General features: G+C 47.3%; 15 protein-coding genes, 1 tRNA gene and 1 pseudogene. 11 read left to right on the forward strand and 6 right to left on the reverse strand.

Going from position 1 to position 15,504, the window contains the following annotated elements; translation table 11 throughout:
• Positions 1–7: 7 nt before the first annotated feature.
• Positions 8–856: a biotin--[acetyl-CoA-carboxylase] ligase gene (locus MCB1EB_RS11505; RefSeq protein WP_045364114.1), complete on the reverse strand. Its 849-nt coding sequence runs from the start codon at positions 854–856 to the stop codon at positions 8–10.
• Positions 857–940: 84 nt separating this feature from the next.
• Here MCB1EB_RS11505 and MCB1EB_RS11510 point away from each other — a divergent pair, with 84 nt between their 5' ends.
• The 4 genes from MCB1EB_RS11510 to MCB1EB_RS11525 are packed head-to-tail and all read left to right on the forward strand — an operon-like array spanning position 941 to position 4,801.
• Positions 941–1,951, forward strand: a complete 1,011-nt coding sequence (locus tag MCB1EB_RS11510; protein WP_026921650.1) for an ABC transporter permease subunit — start codon at positions 941–943, stop codon at positions 1,949–1,951.
• 2 nt (positions 1,952–1,953) lie between these two features.
• Positions 1,954–2,823, forward strand: coding sequence for an ABC transporter permease subunit (locus tag MCB1EB_RS11515; RefSeq protein ID WP_045364110.1), 870 nt, complete (start codon positions 1,954–1,956; stop codon positions 2,821–2,823).
• Between the two features lie 5 nt (positions 2,824–2,828).
• Positions 2,829–3,827, forward strand: coding sequence for an ABC transporter ATP-binding protein (locus tag MCB1EB_RS11520; protein WP_045364107.1), 999 nt, complete (start codon positions 2,829–2,831; stop codon positions 3,825–3,827).
• A complete protein-coding gene (locus MCB1EB_RS11525; RefSeq protein WP_045364104.1) occupies positions 3,824–4,801 on the forward strand; it encodes a dipeptide ABC transporter ATP-binding protein in 978 nt (325 codons plus the stop codon). The genes MCB1EB_RS11520 and MCB1EB_RS11525 overlap by 4 nt, the downstream gene beginning before the upstream one ends.
• Before the next feature lie 44 nt (positions 4,802–4,845).
• On the opposite strand, the gene MCB1EB_RS11530 is transcribed toward MCB1EB_RS11525, so the two are convergent.
• A complete protein-coding gene (locus MCB1EB_RS11530; RefSeq protein ID WP_045364102.1) occupies positions 4,846–5,859 on the reverse strand; it encodes an ABC transporter substrate-binding protein in 1,014 nt (337 codons plus the stop codon).
• A 15-nt stretch (positions 5,860–5,874) separates the two neighbouring features.
• Entirely contained in the window at positions 5,875–6,972 is a 1,098-nt protein-coding gene (locus tag MCB1EB_RS11535) for an ABC transporter substrate-binding protein (protein ID WP_045364099.1), read from the reverse strand.
• 166 nt (positions 6,973–7,138) lie between these two features.
• Between MCB1EB_RS11535 and MCB1EB_RS12680 the strand changes: the two are divergent.
• Positions 7,139–7,201 (forward strand): annotated as a pseudogene (locus MCB1EB_RS12680) (2-hydroxycarboxylate transporter family protein); the annotation flags it as partial.
• A gap of 149 nt (positions 7,202–7,350) precedes the next feature.
• On the opposite strand, the gene MCB1EB_RS11545 reads toward MCB1EB_RS12680, so the two are convergent.
• Both MCB1EB_RS11545 and MCB1EB_RS11550 read right to left on the reverse strand, forming a co-directional pair.
• Positions 7,351–8,487: an ABC transporter substrate-binding protein gene (locus MCB1EB_RS11545; RefSeq protein WP_232034115.1), complete on the reverse strand. Its 1,137-nt coding sequence runs from the start codon at positions 8,485–8,487 to the stop codon at positions 7,351–7,353.
• Positions 8,447–9,415, reverse strand: coding sequence for a LysR family transcriptional regulator (locus MCB1EB_RS11550; RefSeq protein ID WP_045364094.1), 969 nt, complete (start codon positions 9,413–9,415; stop codon positions 8,447–8,449). The genes MCB1EB_RS11545 and MCB1EB_RS11550 overlap by 41 nt, the downstream gene beginning before the upstream one ends.
• A 499-nt stretch (positions 9,416–9,914) precedes the next feature.
• Between MCB1EB_RS11550 and MCB1EB_RS11555 the strand changes: the two genes are divergently transcribed.
• Positions 9,915–11,294 carry a 2-hydroxycarboxylate transporter family protein gene (locus MCB1EB_RS11555; RefSeq protein ID WP_232034116.1) on the forward strand — a complete coding sequence of 460 codons (1,380 nt, stop codon included), beginning with the start codon at positions 9,915–9,917 and terminating at the stop codon, positions 11,292–11,294.
• A gap of 406 nt (positions 11,295–11,700) precedes the next feature.
• On the opposite strand, the gene MCB1EB_RS12155 is transcribed toward MCB1EB_RS11555, so the two are convergent.
• Positions 11,701–12,048, reverse strand: a complete 348-nt coding sequence (locus MCB1EB_RS12155; RefSeq protein WP_161566174.1) for a hypothetical protein — start codon at positions 12,046–12,048, stop codon at positions 11,701–11,703.
• A gap of 336 nt (positions 12,049–12,384) precedes the next feature.
• Between MCB1EB_RS12155 and blaOXA the strand changes: the two genes are divergently transcribed.
• From blaOXA to MCB1EB_RS11580, 5 genes are all read left to right on the forward strand, one after another.
• Positions 12,385–13,236 (forward strand): class D beta-lactamase, encoded by an 852-nt coding sequence (gene blaOXA, locus MCB1EB_RS11560; RefSeq protein ID WP_045364089.1) that lies wholly within the window; start codon positions 12,385–12,387, stop codon positions 13,234–13,236.
• A 258-nt stretch (positions 13,237–13,494) separates the two neighbouring features.
• A tRNA-Phe gene (locus MCB1EB_RS11565) sits at positions 13,495–13,570 on the forward strand.
• Between the two features lie 66 nt (positions 13,571–13,636).
• The gene (gene queC, locus MCB1EB_RS11570) at positions 13,637–14,362 is read left to right on the forward strand and encodes a 7-cyano-7-deazaguanine synthase QueC (protein WP_045364086.1); all 726 of its coding nucleotides are present in this window, start codon (positions 13,637–13,639) and stop codon (positions 14,360–14,362) included.
• Positions 14,363–14,397: 35 nt separating this feature from the next.
• A complete protein-coding gene (gene queE, locus MCB1EB_RS11575) occupies positions 14,398–15,033 on the forward strand; it encodes a 7-carboxy-7-deazaguanine synthase (protein WP_045364083.1) in 636 nt (211 codons plus the stop codon).
• Positions 15,034–15,045: 12 nt separating this feature from the next.
• Positions 15,046–15,498 (forward strand): 6-pyruvoyl trahydropterin synthase family protein, encoded by a 453-nt coding sequence (locus MCB1EB_RS11580; RefSeq protein WP_045364080.1) that lies wholly within the window; start codon positions 15,046–15,048, stop codon positions 15,496–15,498.
• Positions 15,499–15,504: the final 6 nt, after the last annotated feature.

Raw genomic sequence — 15,504 nt, forward strand, 5'->3', positions numbered from 1 at the left:
GGCGATGTTACAGAATATGCACTCGCAAAGAAACATCGCCGCTGGCGAGGGTTTGAATGCCGTTGCCCGTATCAATCAACAATCGACCGTATGCGTCAACGCCCGTTGCAATACCCGTTAGAATTTCACGGCCACTCTCTAATACAAGTACTTTTTTGCCGGCATAAGCATGATTGTCATTCCATGCCTGCAGAAAAGGCGCTAAGCCATGCTCACTGAAACGCTCCAGCATGGCAGCCAGGGCATTAAGCAAATGCGCCAGCACATCGGTCATCGCTACCTGCGGCAATACTCGCGCTAAAGCTGCGGGCGGGTTGGCCTGCGCACTTAACTGCGCCGCCAGCGCTTCCTCACCCTCAAGGTTGAATCCAATACCGATCACCACGCTACTTGAAGTATGGCTGCTACGCGCCATTTCAATCAAAATGCCAGCCAATTTTGCGCCATCAAGCAAGACATCATTCGGCCATTTCAACGCCAAACGATGCATATCCGTGGGCATCAGGGCGCGTAATCCGGCCAGCACTGCAGTACTTACGGCCAAGCTAAGGCCAGCCAGTTCAGCCGGTGACCGAAGTATTTCACAGGCAAACGAAAAAAGTAATGCATTACCTGGCGCAGCAATCCATGGCCGCCCATGGCGCCCGTGCCCAGCTGTTTGTCGATACGCCACGCGCACGATGGGCAATCTGGGCTTATCCATCGCTTTTAAACGAGCGATTAAATCCGCATTCGTCGAACCCGTTTCGTCAACCACCTCAATCGTCAATTTTTGTAAAGAGGACGATAAAAGCATACGAAGCTGCTCACGATCAATACGCCGTGTGTTAGATAATACGGAAGTTAAAGAAGACATAGTGGGCGTATTTTAGCTGACCACACGCCATGCTATGTTGGTCTGCCGTACAATCACTCAAGTCATCAGTTATAAAATAACGCTATGTTGCGATCTATTCTCCGCCGTCTTGGTATGTTTGTGCCGACTTTTATCGGCATTACAGTGCTTACCTTTACGCTCATTCATGTCATTCCTGGCGATCCCATCGAAGTCATGATGGGCGATCGCGGCATTACTCCAGAAGCCCATGCTGAGGCGATGCGCCATCTCGGTCTGGATTTGCCATTACCCGTGCAATATTTGCGTTATTTATCGAATGTTCTGCGAGGTGATCTCGGTATTTCGCTCGCCACGCATACCAGCGTTATGGATGAATTCTTAGCGCGTTTTCCGGCTACGCTTGAGCTCTCGCTGGGAGCGCTTTTCTTCGCTCTTTTGCTTGGTTTGCCGGCAGGTATTTTGGCCGCGCTTAAACCTGGCTCGCTGCTTGATCGCGCAATGATGAGCATCGCGCTGGCAGGCTATTCAATGCCTATCTTTTGGTGGGGATTAATTCTCATTATGTTTTTTTCAGTGCAGCTTGGTTGGGTGCCTGTCTCGGGACACTTGGCGATTCAATATGATATACCCTCGGTTACTGGTTTTACGTTGATTGATACCTGGCTTTCTGACCAAGAAGGCGCTTTTCGTTCAGCGCTACATCATTTAATTTTGCCATCGATTGTATTAGGCACCATTCCGCTAGCGGTGATTGCACGCATGACCCGCTCATCCATGCTCGAAGTTTTGCGTGAGAACTATATTCGCACTGCGCGCGCTAAAGGGCTCTCGCCAAGCCGCGTCATCATCGTCCATGCGCTACGCAATGCATTAATTCCGGTAGTGACCGTGATTGGCTTGCAAGTGGGTTCGCTACTTTCAGGCGCAGTACTCACCGAGACGATTTTCTCTTGGCCCGGGGTCGGCAAATGGCTGATTGATGCGATCAACCGGCGCGATTATCCGATTGTGCAAAGTGGAATTTTAGTACTAGCTACACTCGTTATCATCGTTAATTTGCTGGTCGATGTGTTATATGGCGTGCTTAATCCGCGTATTCGCCATTCGAGGTAGCAATGAAGGAATCCAATTTAACAGAATTTTGGGCGCATTTCCGCACCCATCGAGGAGCGGTCTTAGCGGGCGTGCTACTTATCGCATTGATGCTTACGGCGATATTCGCTCCCGTGCTCGCACCGTATGATCCGACTGAGCAATATCGAGATGCGATTCGCGTCCCTCCGGCTTGGCAGGAGGATGGGTCTTGGCGTTTTATATTGGGCACAGACCAAGCGGGGCGTGACATTCTTTCTCGCTTAATATATGGTGCGCGCTTATCGTTTTGGATTGGCAGCATTTCAGTATTACTCGCGCTTTCGCTAGGGACCGTGCTGGGCTTATGCGCTGCGTTTTTTCAGCGCTGGCTGGATGCGCCCATCATGCGTTTGATCGATGTGTTGCTTGCGTTGCCTGCGCTTTTATTGGCGGTTGCGGTAGTCGCGGTGCTCGGCCCGGGACTCACCAATACGATGTATGCCATCGCGATTGTTACTCTGCCCGGTTATGTGCGGCTCACGCGCGCCTCTGCATTGGCTGAATTAAGCAAAGAGTATGTGGTTGCGTCCCGCGTAGCGGGGGCCGGCACTTTTCGACTCATGTTTTCTCAAGTATTGCCAAATTGCGCAGCTCCGTTAATCGTGCAAGCAACCCTGGGCTTTTCAACCGCGCTGCTTGATGCGGCAGCGCTAGGTTTTCTCGGCATTGGCGTACAGCCTCCACTGGCTGAGTGGGGTTCCATGCTTGCTTCCGCGCGCGACTATATGAATAGTGCCTGGTGGATGGTGACCATGCCCGGTGTGGCTATCCTGGTCACTGTACTGTCCATTAACTTGCTTGGCGATGGGTTGCGCGATGCCCTTGACCCCAAATTAAAGCAAATTTATTAACCTAGATGAAACCAAACCTTTTAACTATTCGCCAGCTTTCGATCAATTTTGGCGGACCGCCAGTCGTGGATCGTATCGATTTCGACATTGCGCCCGGCGAGGTCGTGGGGATTGTCGGTGAATCAGGTTGCGGCAAAAGCATTACTATGCTGGCCTTAATGGGACTCATTGATGCGCCTGGTCAAGTGCGCGCCGACAAGATTTTTTTTAATGGGCAAGATTTGCTCAATGCATCACCTCGTGCACGGCGAAAAATTATCGGCAAAGATATTTCAATGGTGTTTCAAGACCCATTGTCAAGCCTTAACCCAAGCTACACCGTGGGCACACAGATCAAAGAAGTCCTGCGGCAACATGAAGATCTACGTGGCGCGGCGCTCCATGCGCGTACGCTAGAGTTACTTGATCAAGTTGGGATTTCAGACGCTAAAAATCGTATCGACTCTTTTCCGCATCAACTCTCAGGCGGGATGAATCAGCGCGTTATGATTGCTATGGCGATTGCCTGCAATCCCAAATTGCTGATCGCCGATGAGCCAACCACCGCGCTTGATGTCACCATTCAAGCTCAGATTATGCAGTTGCTGGTGGATTTACAAAAAGAGCGCTGTATGGCGCTAGCATTAATTTCGCACGATCTTGCCGTGGTCTCGCAAGTTGCGCGACGGGTCGCGGTGATGTATGCGGGCGAGATCGTTGAAACAAATTACGTGCCCCAAATTTTCGAGCAACCGCACCACCCCTATACAGAAGCATTATTGACTGCAATTCCCGAGCATAACCGCGGGGCCAAGCGCTTAACCGCCTTATCGGGCGTTGTGCCAGGTCAACATGACCGTCCGCCAGGTTGCCTGTTTGCTCCGCGTTGCAAATATAGAATCGACGCTTGCGAACATGCGCGGCCACCATTGGCGCCTCTTAAGGTAGGCGCCGTGCGTTGCATTAAACCGCTTAATTTGCAATCAGCCGCCGATACACCTGCCGCCTCTTACTTTACATCATGAATGCACCAGACACCGTGCTTGTCGCGGAAGGTTTAACTAAACATTACTCGGTGCGCCAAGGATTTTTTGGGCACAGCTTAGTTAGCGCATTGAATCAAGTGTCATTTTCCCTCACGCGCGGCAAAACGCTTGCGGTGGTTGGGGAGTCAGGCTGTGGCAAATCAACGCTTGCGCGCCAAATTACGATGGTTGAAGAGCCCACTTCAGGCACACTTTTGATCAATGGTCATAACGCGGCTACCGCCAATCGCGCTACCCGTGCCATGCTACGCCGCTGCGTACAAATGGTTTTTCAGCATCCATTTGCGTCGCTTAACCCAAGAAAAACCGTTTACGCCACGTTAGCCGAACCCCTCATTATTAATACTGATTTCGATCAGGCAACCCGCTTGGCGCGTATCACGGAAATGATCGCTACAGTTGGCTTACGGCCTGAGCATATGAGGCGATACCCCCATATGTTTTCTGGCGGCCAGCAACAGCGCATTGCGATTGCCCGAGCGATGATTCTTGAACCGCAAATTGTAGTGGCCGATGAGCCCGTTTCGGCGCTTGATGTGTCTATTCAGGCGCAAATTCTCAACCTTTTCATGGATTTGCAAGACCGTTTCGGCATTAGCTATGTATTTATCTCGCATGATCTATCCGTAGTCGAACATATCGCGCATGACGTTATGGTCATGTATCTTGGGGGAATTGTTGAATTTGGCGACAAAAGCACACTTTTTGCGCGCGCCCGTCATCCCTACACGCGCGCCTTGATGTCTGCTACCCCAGCGATCCGTTCATCTGAAAGACGGATTCAAATTCGCCTTGAAGGAGAGCTTCCGTCCCCGCTTAATCCTCCGGCCGGTTGCACGTTTCACCAGCGTTGCCCTTATGCAATTGAGCGTTGTCGGCATGAAGCGCCCGTCTTGCGTGAAGTGGATAATCGCCAGGTTGCCTGTCATCGGGCCGAAGAACTAGAAATTTAATGGATTAAGTTCTAAGCGTTTAGCTAGGTTAAGGAGCAAAATATTCAAGCACCTACTTGGCCTAGCCTCCATTCGTTAAACCGTTCGATCATCGAGCTATGCTTATCCATCCAGTACAAACCATCATTAAACAAACCTTTTTTTAAATTGTCTGGGTACGTTGCGAGTAGCTTTAGATACTTAGGATCAATATCATTTTTTTTCAAAATACTGGGTTCTAACGCGGCAGGCTGAGTGGGTGCAATTCCATAGGGTATAAGACGCGCTTGCCTCTCAGGATGCGTAGCAAACCGGATAAATTCACGGCAAGCATCAGCATTAGGCGTTCCCCTTAAAATAGTCCAACTATCATATGCGTAAATGTGTTGATCCCAGGAGAATGCAACGGGTGCACCCGCTTCCATAGCAGATATGACAGAAGTGGTAAATGCAGGAATCAGATGAACTTCCCCGGTTTTTAATAGATGCTCAGCGTGCGGATTATTCTGCCACCAGATAGAGATATGCGATTTAATTTTATCTAGACTGCGAAATGCCCGGTTAATTCCATCCGCACAAGAATATACTTCGCTAGGCTCCACGCCATCAGCCATCAACGCTTCTTCAAGCGTATCAAACGGGATTTGACGTAGACCGCGCAAACCCGGAAATTTCCCTACGTTCCAAAAATCTTCCCAGGTTCTCGGTATAGAACGACCTTTAAAAACATCTGTCCGGTAGGCAAGCACAGTAGAATAAACATTCTTCCCAACGCCATAATCTGATAAAGCCTGCGGAATCATGTTTTTGACGACATGATCATTCATCAGCTCATGCGGTTCTAAATAACCTAACTGACTAAGGATGGGTATTGCTCTACTGCCTAAACACGCCATATTCCAGTGATATGTTTGCGTATTGACCATCGTTTTAATTTCTGCGATAGGCTCCACATTTGACGGAATGCCCGTTACTTTAATACCCGTTTCCTTGGTAAAAGGTTCAAAAAGTAGTTTGGTATAAGCGATGTGGCTTTTCCCGCCTGAGGTGCGGATAACAATTTGACAGTAAACCCAAATAGGTTAAGTGTTTAGTTAACTTAGCATCCACTGGCTATAGCGCTCGATAACTGCATTCTGATGATTCTTCCAGTACAAGCCGCTACTGGGCAGGCCTTTTTTGAGGTTGTCTGGATAAGTTGCAAGCAGCTTGGCGTGCTTTAGATCAATATAGCCTGGATTTAAAACGTCGGGTTGGGTAGGCCCAATCCCGTACGGTGCAAGCAGAGCCTGCTGCCGCGGATCTGAGGCAAATTTGATGAACTCACGGCAAGCATCAACGTTAGGCGCACCTTTTAGAATGGTCCAATTATCATATCCATAGATATGCTGATCCCAAGAAAATGCAACCGGCGCACCAGCATTGATGGCAGCTAGCACGCGGTCAGTAAAAGCCGGGATTAAATCTACTTCGCTAGACTTAAGGAGTTGTTCGGTTTCCGGGGCATTTTGGTACCAAACGGAGATGTGCGGTTTAATTCTGTCCAAACTGTGAAAGGCACGGTCGAGATCGCACGGGTACACTGCGTTTGGCAATACGCCATCCGCCATTAATGCTTCCTCGATGGTATCAAAGGGAGATTTACGCAATCCGCGGCGGCCAGGGAAATTTTTCACATCCCAAAAATCCTGCCATGTTCTCGGCGCTTGGCGCGCTTTGAAAGCATCAGTGCGATACGCAAGCACGATAGTGAATACGTTCGTCCCAACGCTGTAAGGTGAGATGAATTGCGGCATAATTGTTGAGACCACAGGATCATGTTCGAGTCTATGAGGTTCTAGATAAGCTAGACCCAAAAACTGGATCGCCCGATGGCTAAGGCACGCCATATTCCATGTGTAAGTTTTGGTTTCGACCATTGCCTTAACTTCTGCAGTGGGCTCGGCGTTTGATGGAATGCCGATCACTTCAATACCGAATTTTTGCTTAAAAGGTTTGAATAGTATTTCTTCGTATGCTTTCTGAATATAGCCGCCCGAAGTGCGGATGATTATTTTTTGCTTAGCACTTCCTTTTTCAGTTCCCCTAGAAGGGGTAATGACAAAAGGCGAGGCCACAACTGCTGCGCTTAAAGCAGCCATTTTTTTAATCACTGCTCTACGTTTTTCGTTAGGCTGATGCTGATGATTCATCTGAAGTCCCCTCAATGTATTGGGCTATCGCTAGCCTCTGGCTTAAGCTGGCTGAACATAGGTAATCTTGAAGAAAGCAATCTAAGCAATTGATCAGTGCAAGCAAAAATTTTCCGAGCTACTGTTGAGTTGCTGACGAACACGGGAAGAGGCAGTTCAATTTTCTGCCTACCGCATGCAACTCATGCCATTTGCGCAAATAACGACTCGCTTAGGCGGCACGCTATAGACGATGAGCTATCCCTCACGTCTGTGACACTCGCAGGCGTGGTGTATACGCTGTATGCACTAAGCCAGAATTAATTGTCGAATCAGCACCGCTATTCCATCAGCGTCTCCAAAATTATAATTTTGCGCTTTTTCCTTTGCTCAACGGCATTATGCCTTCGCTTGATCTAGCATCCACTCATTAAAACGTTGGATCACGCTATTTTGATTTTTCAGCCAATAAGTCGCATCAATGTGCTGCCCTTTTTCAAGATTCGTTGGATAGCTTGTAAGATGCATAGCCTGCTTAGGTTTAATATAATTGAAAGCATCTTGCTGTGTTGGACCAATCGCGTAAGCTGCAAGCAGTGCCTGCCGCTTAGGGTCTGAAGCAAATTTGATAAATTCACGGCACGCGTTTGCATTAGGCGCGCCTTTTAAGATTGCCCAGCTATCATATTGATAGATATGCTGGTCCCAAGAGAATGCCACTGGCGCTCCCTCATTTATCGCTGTTTGCGCCCGGGATATCCAAGCTGGCGTTAAATCTATCTCCCCAGATTTCAGCAAATGTTCAACTTGTGGCCCGCTCGTCCACCAGACATTAATGTGGCGCTTAATTTTATCAAGGCTACGAAACGCTCTATCAAGATCGCACGGATAAATATTATTCGCAGTTACGCCATCAGCCATTAATGCAACTTCTGTCGTATCAAGCGGATGCTTATATAAGCCACGACGCCCTGGAAAACTCTTTATATCCCATAAATCTTTCCATGTTTGCGGCACCTGATGTTTTTTGAATGCATCAGTGCGATAAGCGAGAACCGTGGAATACACATTTGTTCCTACTCCATAAGGCGACATAAACTGTGCGCCAATTTGTGAAATAACCGGATCACGCTCAAGTTCATGCTTTTCTAAAAAACATCGATCGCCAGCGCCAATAGTTAGCATTGAAATAGCCATTTCACCCAGAGCCGCCATATCCCATAAATATTGCCTTGATTTAACCATCTCCTGAATCTGTGCGACAGGATTTGCACTTGCCGGAACACCAATAACTTGAATACCCGTTTCTCTAAAAAAAGGTTCGTAAAGCACCTCTTTATATGCATGATTAATTACGCCGCCGGCGTCCCGAACTAAGATTCGCTTTGGGGAAGATCGAGAAGATGCCATAACAAACGGTGCACAAAGGGAAGTGAGTGTAAAAAATGCCGCATTTTTAATTATTTTGCGGCGGCCGATAGAAATTTGGGTTTGATTATCCATAAATGGTGGTGGAAGGAATGTAATCTCTTTCATCATGCGTAAAAAGCGATAATTTATTTTTGAGTAATCCTAGCAATTGCTTAAGTGCTGGCGAAAATAATTTACCTCGCTTGGCAATTAAGGAAACTTCTACGCTGGCCAGAACTGGGAGATCAATTTCAAGCGGAATCAGTCGGCCCTCTCTAATTTCTTGGTAAGCGCCAAAAGCTGTCATGATCGTTGCGCCCTCTTTGGCACAAGCGAATTTTTTTTGAGCACAAGCCGAACTCGTAGTCAGTGCTGTATTTAACTGAATTTTTTCTGAATGTTCCGCGGATTGCACTAACTTTCTAAAATTAAAAGAATTAGACGGCAAGGCGAGTGGATAACGAGATAATTCTGCGAAGCTAACCTTTTGCTTAGTAGCTAAAGGATGATTTCGACCTACTAACAAGCGTATGGCTAAAGGTCTACTCGTATAACAAAAGATATCTGGATTAGGTATATTATTAAAAATGATCCCCGCATCTGAAGATCCTTCTATAACATTATTGGTTATTTGATAAGAATTATTAATTTCTTCGACAACAATATTTAAGCCATGGTATTCGTAACAAAAGTCAGTGAACATGTCTTCCATAAACCTATCGATATAAACAGCAGGTAGAGCAAGGCGAATGTTTCCCCTCTTCATACTACGTAGCTCCTCTAAGCAAGATTCCATACGATCTTGCTGCGCACGAGACGCTTGATAGTATTCCAAAACGACCTCCGCGGCTTCAGTGGGCTGCATTCCGTGGCGGCGACGCCGTTCAAACAGTCGGGTTCCTAACTCCTCCTCTAAAGATTGAATTTGTCGTGTAACCACCGACGCAGAAGTATTTAAGTTATCTGCTGCGGCACGTATCGAGCCAGTCGAATAGACCGCATAAAAATAGCGAATACGGCGTTGATTAATGCAGTCCGACAAAAGATGCCTCATATTTTTTACTCCGCAGTGTTTCCCTCATTACGAATACAAACAGCGCAGAAGATCTCTCTGCTACCTCTGAAGTTTAGAGGATGATGAGAAAATTAGGTGATTTTTTGAGAATTAATCTATCTGATCATAGGTAGAAATTGTTGTGATAAAAGCAACAACGAATACAAAATCAATGTAAAGATAGTTTATTGCTGTTCAATATATTCTGTTTATCATACAAAGCAGATAAACATCATTTTTATTTAACTGAATTCGTAACAATAAAAGATGGTGATTGATCTTTTATAAACGGTTTTTGCCAACCATACTAACTCTGGAATCAGTTTACTAGAGACAGATACATTTTTGACACAACAAAATTTCGTGTGCATCTCTTCTTCAAGCAACGGCAAGTGTCGTTGCTTTTTTTAATGAGCTATAAGCTCTAAGGATAAAAGTGCTTAAAGGTCATATTTGATACGACAGATAAATTGACACTTAAATTTAGGAGGTGAGGCAAATGAACATTTCATCTGTCGGCAGCAGTGTTTTGGCACTCAAAAAGCAGCGATATCTTCTACGGTGGAAACAAATGGGTAAGTTTAGTTTTTTATTTAGTCACGCTCACTGGCAGAAGCTCATGAACATAAAGGTCGGCATTATTCCGTTGCCGCTATATTTCGTTATGCTTATTTGCTTAGGCATCCTTCTGGCTTTAAAAAAAGTTTCTGGCGACATTTCAATTATGATCGCGCTGCTTGCCACATGCGGCTTTACCTGTGCCGAAATAGGCGAGCGTACTCCAGGTCTACGACAAATAGGCGGGCCAGTTATCGCTACCATTTTTCTCCCTGCCTGCCTGGTTCATTACAGACTTTTACCTGGTGAATTGATTACGGCAATCAATGACTTCTGGCACTCGACCAAATTTGTCTATTTATTTACTGCCTGTGTCATCGTTGGCAGCATCCTTAGCATGGACCGCCAAGCCCTTATTACGGGGATCGTTAAGATTTTTATTCCCCTTGCCACAGGCTCTGTTATTGCAATGATCGTTGGGACACTGACCGGTATGGCCTTTGGGTTAAGTGCGCACTACACCTTCTTTTTTATCGTTATCCCCATTATGGCGGGCGGCATTGGTGAAGGCGCCATTCCTCTCACCCTTGCTTATGGCGAGATTTTGAATACTCCACAAGACCAGATATTTGCCCAAGTCGTACCGGCGATCGTGCTAGGGAATTTGGTAGCGATTGTCTGCGCAAGCGTGCTTAATCAATTGGGCAAGCGTTATGCACGCTATAGCGGGCAAGGTCATTTATATGACATTAAAGATAACGTACCCGCAAAATCCATCAATACCTCATCGGCCATGGTTGAACATATTGCAGTCGCGGGTCTGATTGCAATCTCTTTCTATATCGTAGGCATCATTGTACATAACCTGATTGGCTTACCTACTCCCGTCGCCATGCTATTTCTTGTAGTGCTTGTTAAACTCACTTATACGATCTCGCCCAAATTAGAAAATGGTGCTCGTACTGTTTATCGCTTCTTCTCAAAAGCCGTGACTTATCCCTTACTCTTTGCGATTGGGATTACTACAACTTCGTGGGCTGATTTAATGGCTGCGTTCAACTTAGCCAATATCGTTACAATTGTAGTAACGGTCGTTATGCTTACCACGGTCGGCTTTTTTGTAGGGAAATGGGTAGGTTTATATCCAATTGAAAGTGCTCTGATTAATACTTGTCACAGTGGCATGGGAGGGGTTGGCGATATTGCAATCCTGACTTCTGCTCACCGCTTGCAACTCATGCCATTTGCACAAATAGCGACGCGCTTAGGCGGCGCGCTAACGATTACGGTTGCAATCGTTTTAATAGGGGCGGTTTCTTAATACTGCAACTGCAAATAACAAGGCGATGATGGGCATGTTGCACTCCTGTTCCATTACTTTAATAGCATATGCGGGTGAACTGGTCTGAATTCCATTCATAAAAAAATTTCTCCAAAAAGACGGCTTTGGATTAAAAATAACTTAATTGAGATAAATTATCAAAGGTCGGATAAGGAAGGGCTATTACTAACCCTCCCTCTCCTAAGAACCGTGCAGGCGAGTCACCTCGCACACGGCTCAAGCCAAGAGTCCAGCGCTGGCTAAGGCACCGGGCAGTCTAACAAACTGGCTGCCTGAGCAATATACGCCTGGAGCCATTTCGCCCTTCTGGTAAAATCGAACCAGTTGACCTGGTTTCTTAATTCACCTGGGCGCGCAAGCGCACAACAAACCTAAACGGTCTGCCTCATCTGCTTTCCCGCGTATAACGGTTTGCCAAGATTTCTTGCCCACTCTGACCAAGAGCAAGTCTGCTCGCTTTCGCGCAAGAGAATGTTTCACTCTTTATCCCCCTCATTACAAGGCGGCCTTCGCTTTTTGCTCCTTCCTGTACCCGCAGCGCCAACAGCATTCCTCGCGGTTTGCCTACCATTTCTGGCAGCGTTACGGGCTTATCCTGTTCCGCTTGAATTTCAGTGCGAGTCGGATCCCTCTTCTTTGCCGGCGGTTGTTTGTCCATGTTGGCCGAACTTTGAGCGACCAAACCTAACCGCGTACCATTTTGGTTCAGGCCCAGCACCTTTGGCCTGTTCATTTTAACGACAATTACAGAGATTCACGTGTGTTGATCGTATTCGCACATCCCTAGCCCCTCTCCGCTTTAGTGCTAGCAGATTCGGCCTTGCCTCGCGGCTCGGCTTACCGATTACTCGGCGGTTACATTGTCATCGGAGCTTCACACCGGACCGTTGCCAGCCCCGCATGTCCGACTAGGGAACGATTGATGGAGCAATCGGTCTTATCTGGTTATATTTCTCCTGTAAGACAGAAATTCAAACGACTTTTCAGGTCGCACCGAAGTTCAAATGTCGTAGGACGAGCAAAGTTAGAATATCGTAATTCATTCTAAATATAGCTTTAAAAACGATATATGAGAGCCACTGGCACGCCGATTATCGCGTTGGGTTATAAGTATTTACGATGCGCTGTGGCTGGCTTTCTAGCAGTCAGTTTTTTGATTTCGACGGTTCAAGCCAAAACAATTTGTACGGCTATTGCCGATGCTAAAACTGGTGAGATAGTTCTGAAAGAAGGGAATTGCAGTGACCGATTCACGCCTGCATCGACATTCAAAATCGCCTTAAGTGCGATGGGATACGATTCTGGTTTTCTCAAAGATACCCATTCGCCAACGCTTCTATTCAAGAAAGGTTACGTGGAATGGGGGGGTGATAACTGGCGTCAGCCGACAGATCCAAGCAGGTGGATGAAATACTCGGTGGTTTGGTTCTCACAACAGATTACGCAATTCCTCGGGCAGGATCGTTTACAGCAGTATGCGATCCAATTCGGCTATGGAAATGCCGATTTTAGTGGAGACTCAGGTAAGAATAATGGCCTTGAGCGAGCTTGGATCAGCTCTTCATTAAAAATATCGCCATTAGAGCAACTTGTATTTCTTCGGAAATTGGTTAATCGGCAGCTTCCTGTGAGTGCGGTTGCTTTCGATATGACGAGCCGCATTGTTGAAAAAACCGCACTATCAAGCGGTTGGGATGTACACGGCAAAACGGGGATGGCATATCCGCGGCAAGCTAATGGTGATTTTGATGAGGAACACCCTTGGGGCTGGTTCGTTGGCTGGGCGACAAAAGGCGATCGCACCTTAGTGTTTGCGCGGCTCATTCAGGACGATAAAAAAGAGTTAGGTACGGCTGGAGTACGGTCACGCGAGGCCTTTTTGACGCAACTACCCTCTTTGGCGGATTCTTTCATCAAGTAAGCAAAGTAAAGGGCGCTCGTACGACGATTTATTCACTCTAAATACAGCCAGAAAAACGATAAATTAGCACTGCTGGAAAGATCCCGATTGTGCATAGCCAATCCCTCCTTCTGAAAATTTTTTATATAAGATTCTTCAGAAAGCACATCGAAATCTATGCTGGAGCAAAAAATGCTGCGCGGAGTGTTATTGTCATAAACGTTGCAAGCAGCAAACCTATACACATGCAAGAGTTCTTTGCTATACTCTCGGCTTTGTGGCCTGGTAGCTCAGTCGGTAGAGCAGCGGACTGAAAATCCGTGTGTCGGTGGTTCGAACCCGCCCCGGGCCACCAGTATTTCAGGACTTGCCTATTAGCAAGTCTTTCTTTTGTCCATAGGTTCCATGACAGGAGACTAAAGTGGCGGCGCAAACAAACCCTCATAGCCGTGCACTCGTACTTTTCTCCGGTGGACAAGATTCGGCGACCTGCCTGGCATGGGCACTGCAGCGTTTTCATCATGTTGAAACCATCGGCTTTGATTACGGCCAACGCCATCGGGTTGAACTTGAATGTCGCAGCCATTTTCGAACACGCCTAATAGAAACTGAAGCATTCGCGCCTTGGCGCACCCGCTTACATGGTGATCATCTGGTCGATTTGTCTGTATTTGGTGCGATCAGCGACACGGCGATGACACGCGACATTCAGATTGAGACGCTTGCTAACGGTTTACCCAATACCTTTGTGCCTGGCCGCAATTTGCTGTTTTTGACAGTCGCCGCCGCACTCGCGTATCGACGGAACTTGCAGGTGCTTGTAGCCGGGATGTGCGAAACTGATTTTTCTGGTTACCCAGATTGCCGCGACGATACTGTCAAAGCCTTGCAAGTTGCCCTGAATCTGGGGATGGATCGCCGCTTTGTGATTGAAACCCCTTTGATGTGGCTTGATAAAGCGCAAACCTGGCAGCTTGCTTATACGCTTGGCGGTCCGTTATTGGTTGACTTAGTTCGGCGTGAAACACACACCTGCTATCTGGGCGAGCGTAATACGCTACATGACTGGGGCTATGGTTGCGGCGAATGTCCATCTTGCGCGCTGCGTAAACAGGGTTATACTGCCTTCGTAACCGGCCTAAGTTAAAAACAGGCTAGCCCTAAGCCGGTAAAATATTGGTTATGGCTTCTTATTCGATTAAAGAAATTTTTTATACTTTGCAGGGCGAAGGCATTAATGCTGGGCGTCCTGCTGTGTTTTGCCGCTTTGCTGGCTGTAATTTATGGTCTGGCCGCGAGCAAAATCGCGCGCAAGCGGTTTGCCGCTTTTGCGATACGGATTTTGTTGGGACCGATGGCGAAAATGGTGGGAAATATCAAAATGCTGCGTCATTGGCCTCTCAAATTACTTCGCTATGGCCGTCAGGCGCAATGCATCGTTTGGTTGTCTGTACTGGCGGGGAGCCTTTACTCCAGCTTGATGATGAGTTAATCCAAGCGCTGCATGCTGCACATTTTGAAATTGCGCTTGAGACCAATGGCACGCTACCGATACCGGCAGGCATTGATTGGGTTTGCGTTAGCCCCAAAGCGGACGCGCCCTTAGTCGTGACGCAAGGCGATGAGCTAAAAGTTGTGGTGCCACAGGCTAATCAGCAACTTTTATCCTATGAATCACTCGACTTCAAGCATTTCCTGGTGCAACCGATGGATAATGCAGCGCGTGCATTTAATACGCAATTTGCAATCGATTGGTGCAAACAGCATCCGCGCTGGCGCTTATCGATGCAAACCCACAAATATTTAAACATTCCTTAAATTTGTACTTCTGTGTTAACGATTACTCGCAAACTTGAATTTGATGCTGGCCACCGTATCCCAGACCACCGCAGCCTATGCTGCAATTTGCACGGGCATCGTTATGTACTTGAAATTACGCTAGAAGGCGAACCCATCATTACTGAAGGCGCGCCCGATCGCGGTATGGTGATGGATTTTGCACAGGTAAAAGCGCTCGCTCTTGCGCACTTGGTTGAGCATTGGGACCATGCTTTTTTGGTGTACGCTGGCGATACGCCAATACGGGATTTTCTGGCGACGCTACCCAACCATAAAACTGTTGTTCTTGAACATATCCCTACCGTCGAAAATCTTGCGCGCATCGCTTTTGATCGGCTTGCTGCTGCATATAACCATCACTATGGCGCAACATTAAAGCTTAAGCGGGTGCGTTTATATGAAACGCCAAATTGTTGGGCCGAGGTTGAGCGCCCAGTTAATTGAAACACT

This window comes from Mycoavidus cysteinexigens, assembly GCF_003966915.1.
Classification (GTDB): Bacteria; Pseudomonadota; Gammaproteobacteria; order Burkholderiales; family Burkholderiaceae; genus Mycoavidus; species Mycoavidus cysteinexigens.

Bases quoted from the DNA above. Each gene is read 5' to 3' on its own strand.
- MCB1EB_RS11510 (WP_026921650.1), top strand. From the start codon at position 941: ATGTTGCGATCTATTCTCCGCCGTCTTGGTATGTTTGTGCCGACTTTT.
- MCB1EB_RS12155 (WP_161566174.1), bottom strand. From the start codon at position 12,048: ATGAACAGGCCAAAGGTGCTGGGCCTGAACCAAAATGGTACGCGGTTA.
- MCB1EB_RS11525 (WP_045364104.1), top strand. From the start codon at position 3,824: ATGAATGCACCAGACACCGTGCTTGTCGCGGAAGGTTTAACTAAACAT.
- MCB1EB_RS11545 (WP_232034115.1), bottom strand. From the start codon at position 8,487: ATGAAAGAGATTACATTCCTTCCACCACCATTTATGGATAATCAAACC.
- MCB1EB_RS11535 (WP_045364099.1), bottom strand. From the start codon at position 6,972: ATGAATCATCAGCATCAGCCTAACGAAAAACGTAGAGCAGTGATTAAA.
- queE (WP_045364083.1), top strand. From the start codon at position 14,398: ATGGCTTCTTATTCGATTAAAGAAATTTTTTATACTTTGCAGGGCGAA.
- blaOXA (WP_045364089.1), top strand. From the start codon at position 12,385: ATGAGAGCCACTGGCACGCCGATTATCGCGTTGGGTTATAAGTATTTA.
- MCB1EB_RS11515 (WP_045364110.1), top strand. From the start codon at position 1,954: ATGAAGGAATCCAATTTAACAGAATTTTGGGCGCATTTCCGCACCCAT.
- MCB1EB_RS11505 (WP_045364114.1), bottom strand. From the start codon at position 856: ATGTCTTCTTTAACTTCCGTATTATCTAACACACGGCGTATTGATCGT.
- MCB1EB_RS11555 (WP_232034116.1), top strand. From the start codon at position 9,915: ATGAACATTTCATCTGTCGGCAGCAGTGTTTTGGCACTCAAAAAGCAG.
- MCB1EB_RS11520 (WP_045364107.1), top strand. From the start codon at position 2,829: ATGAAACCAAACCTTTTAACTATTCGCCAGCTTTCGATCAATTTTGGC.
- MCB1EB_RS11550 (WP_045364094.1), bottom strand. From the start codon at position 9,415: ATGAGGCATCTTTTGTCGGACTGCATTAATCAACGCCGTATTCGCTAT.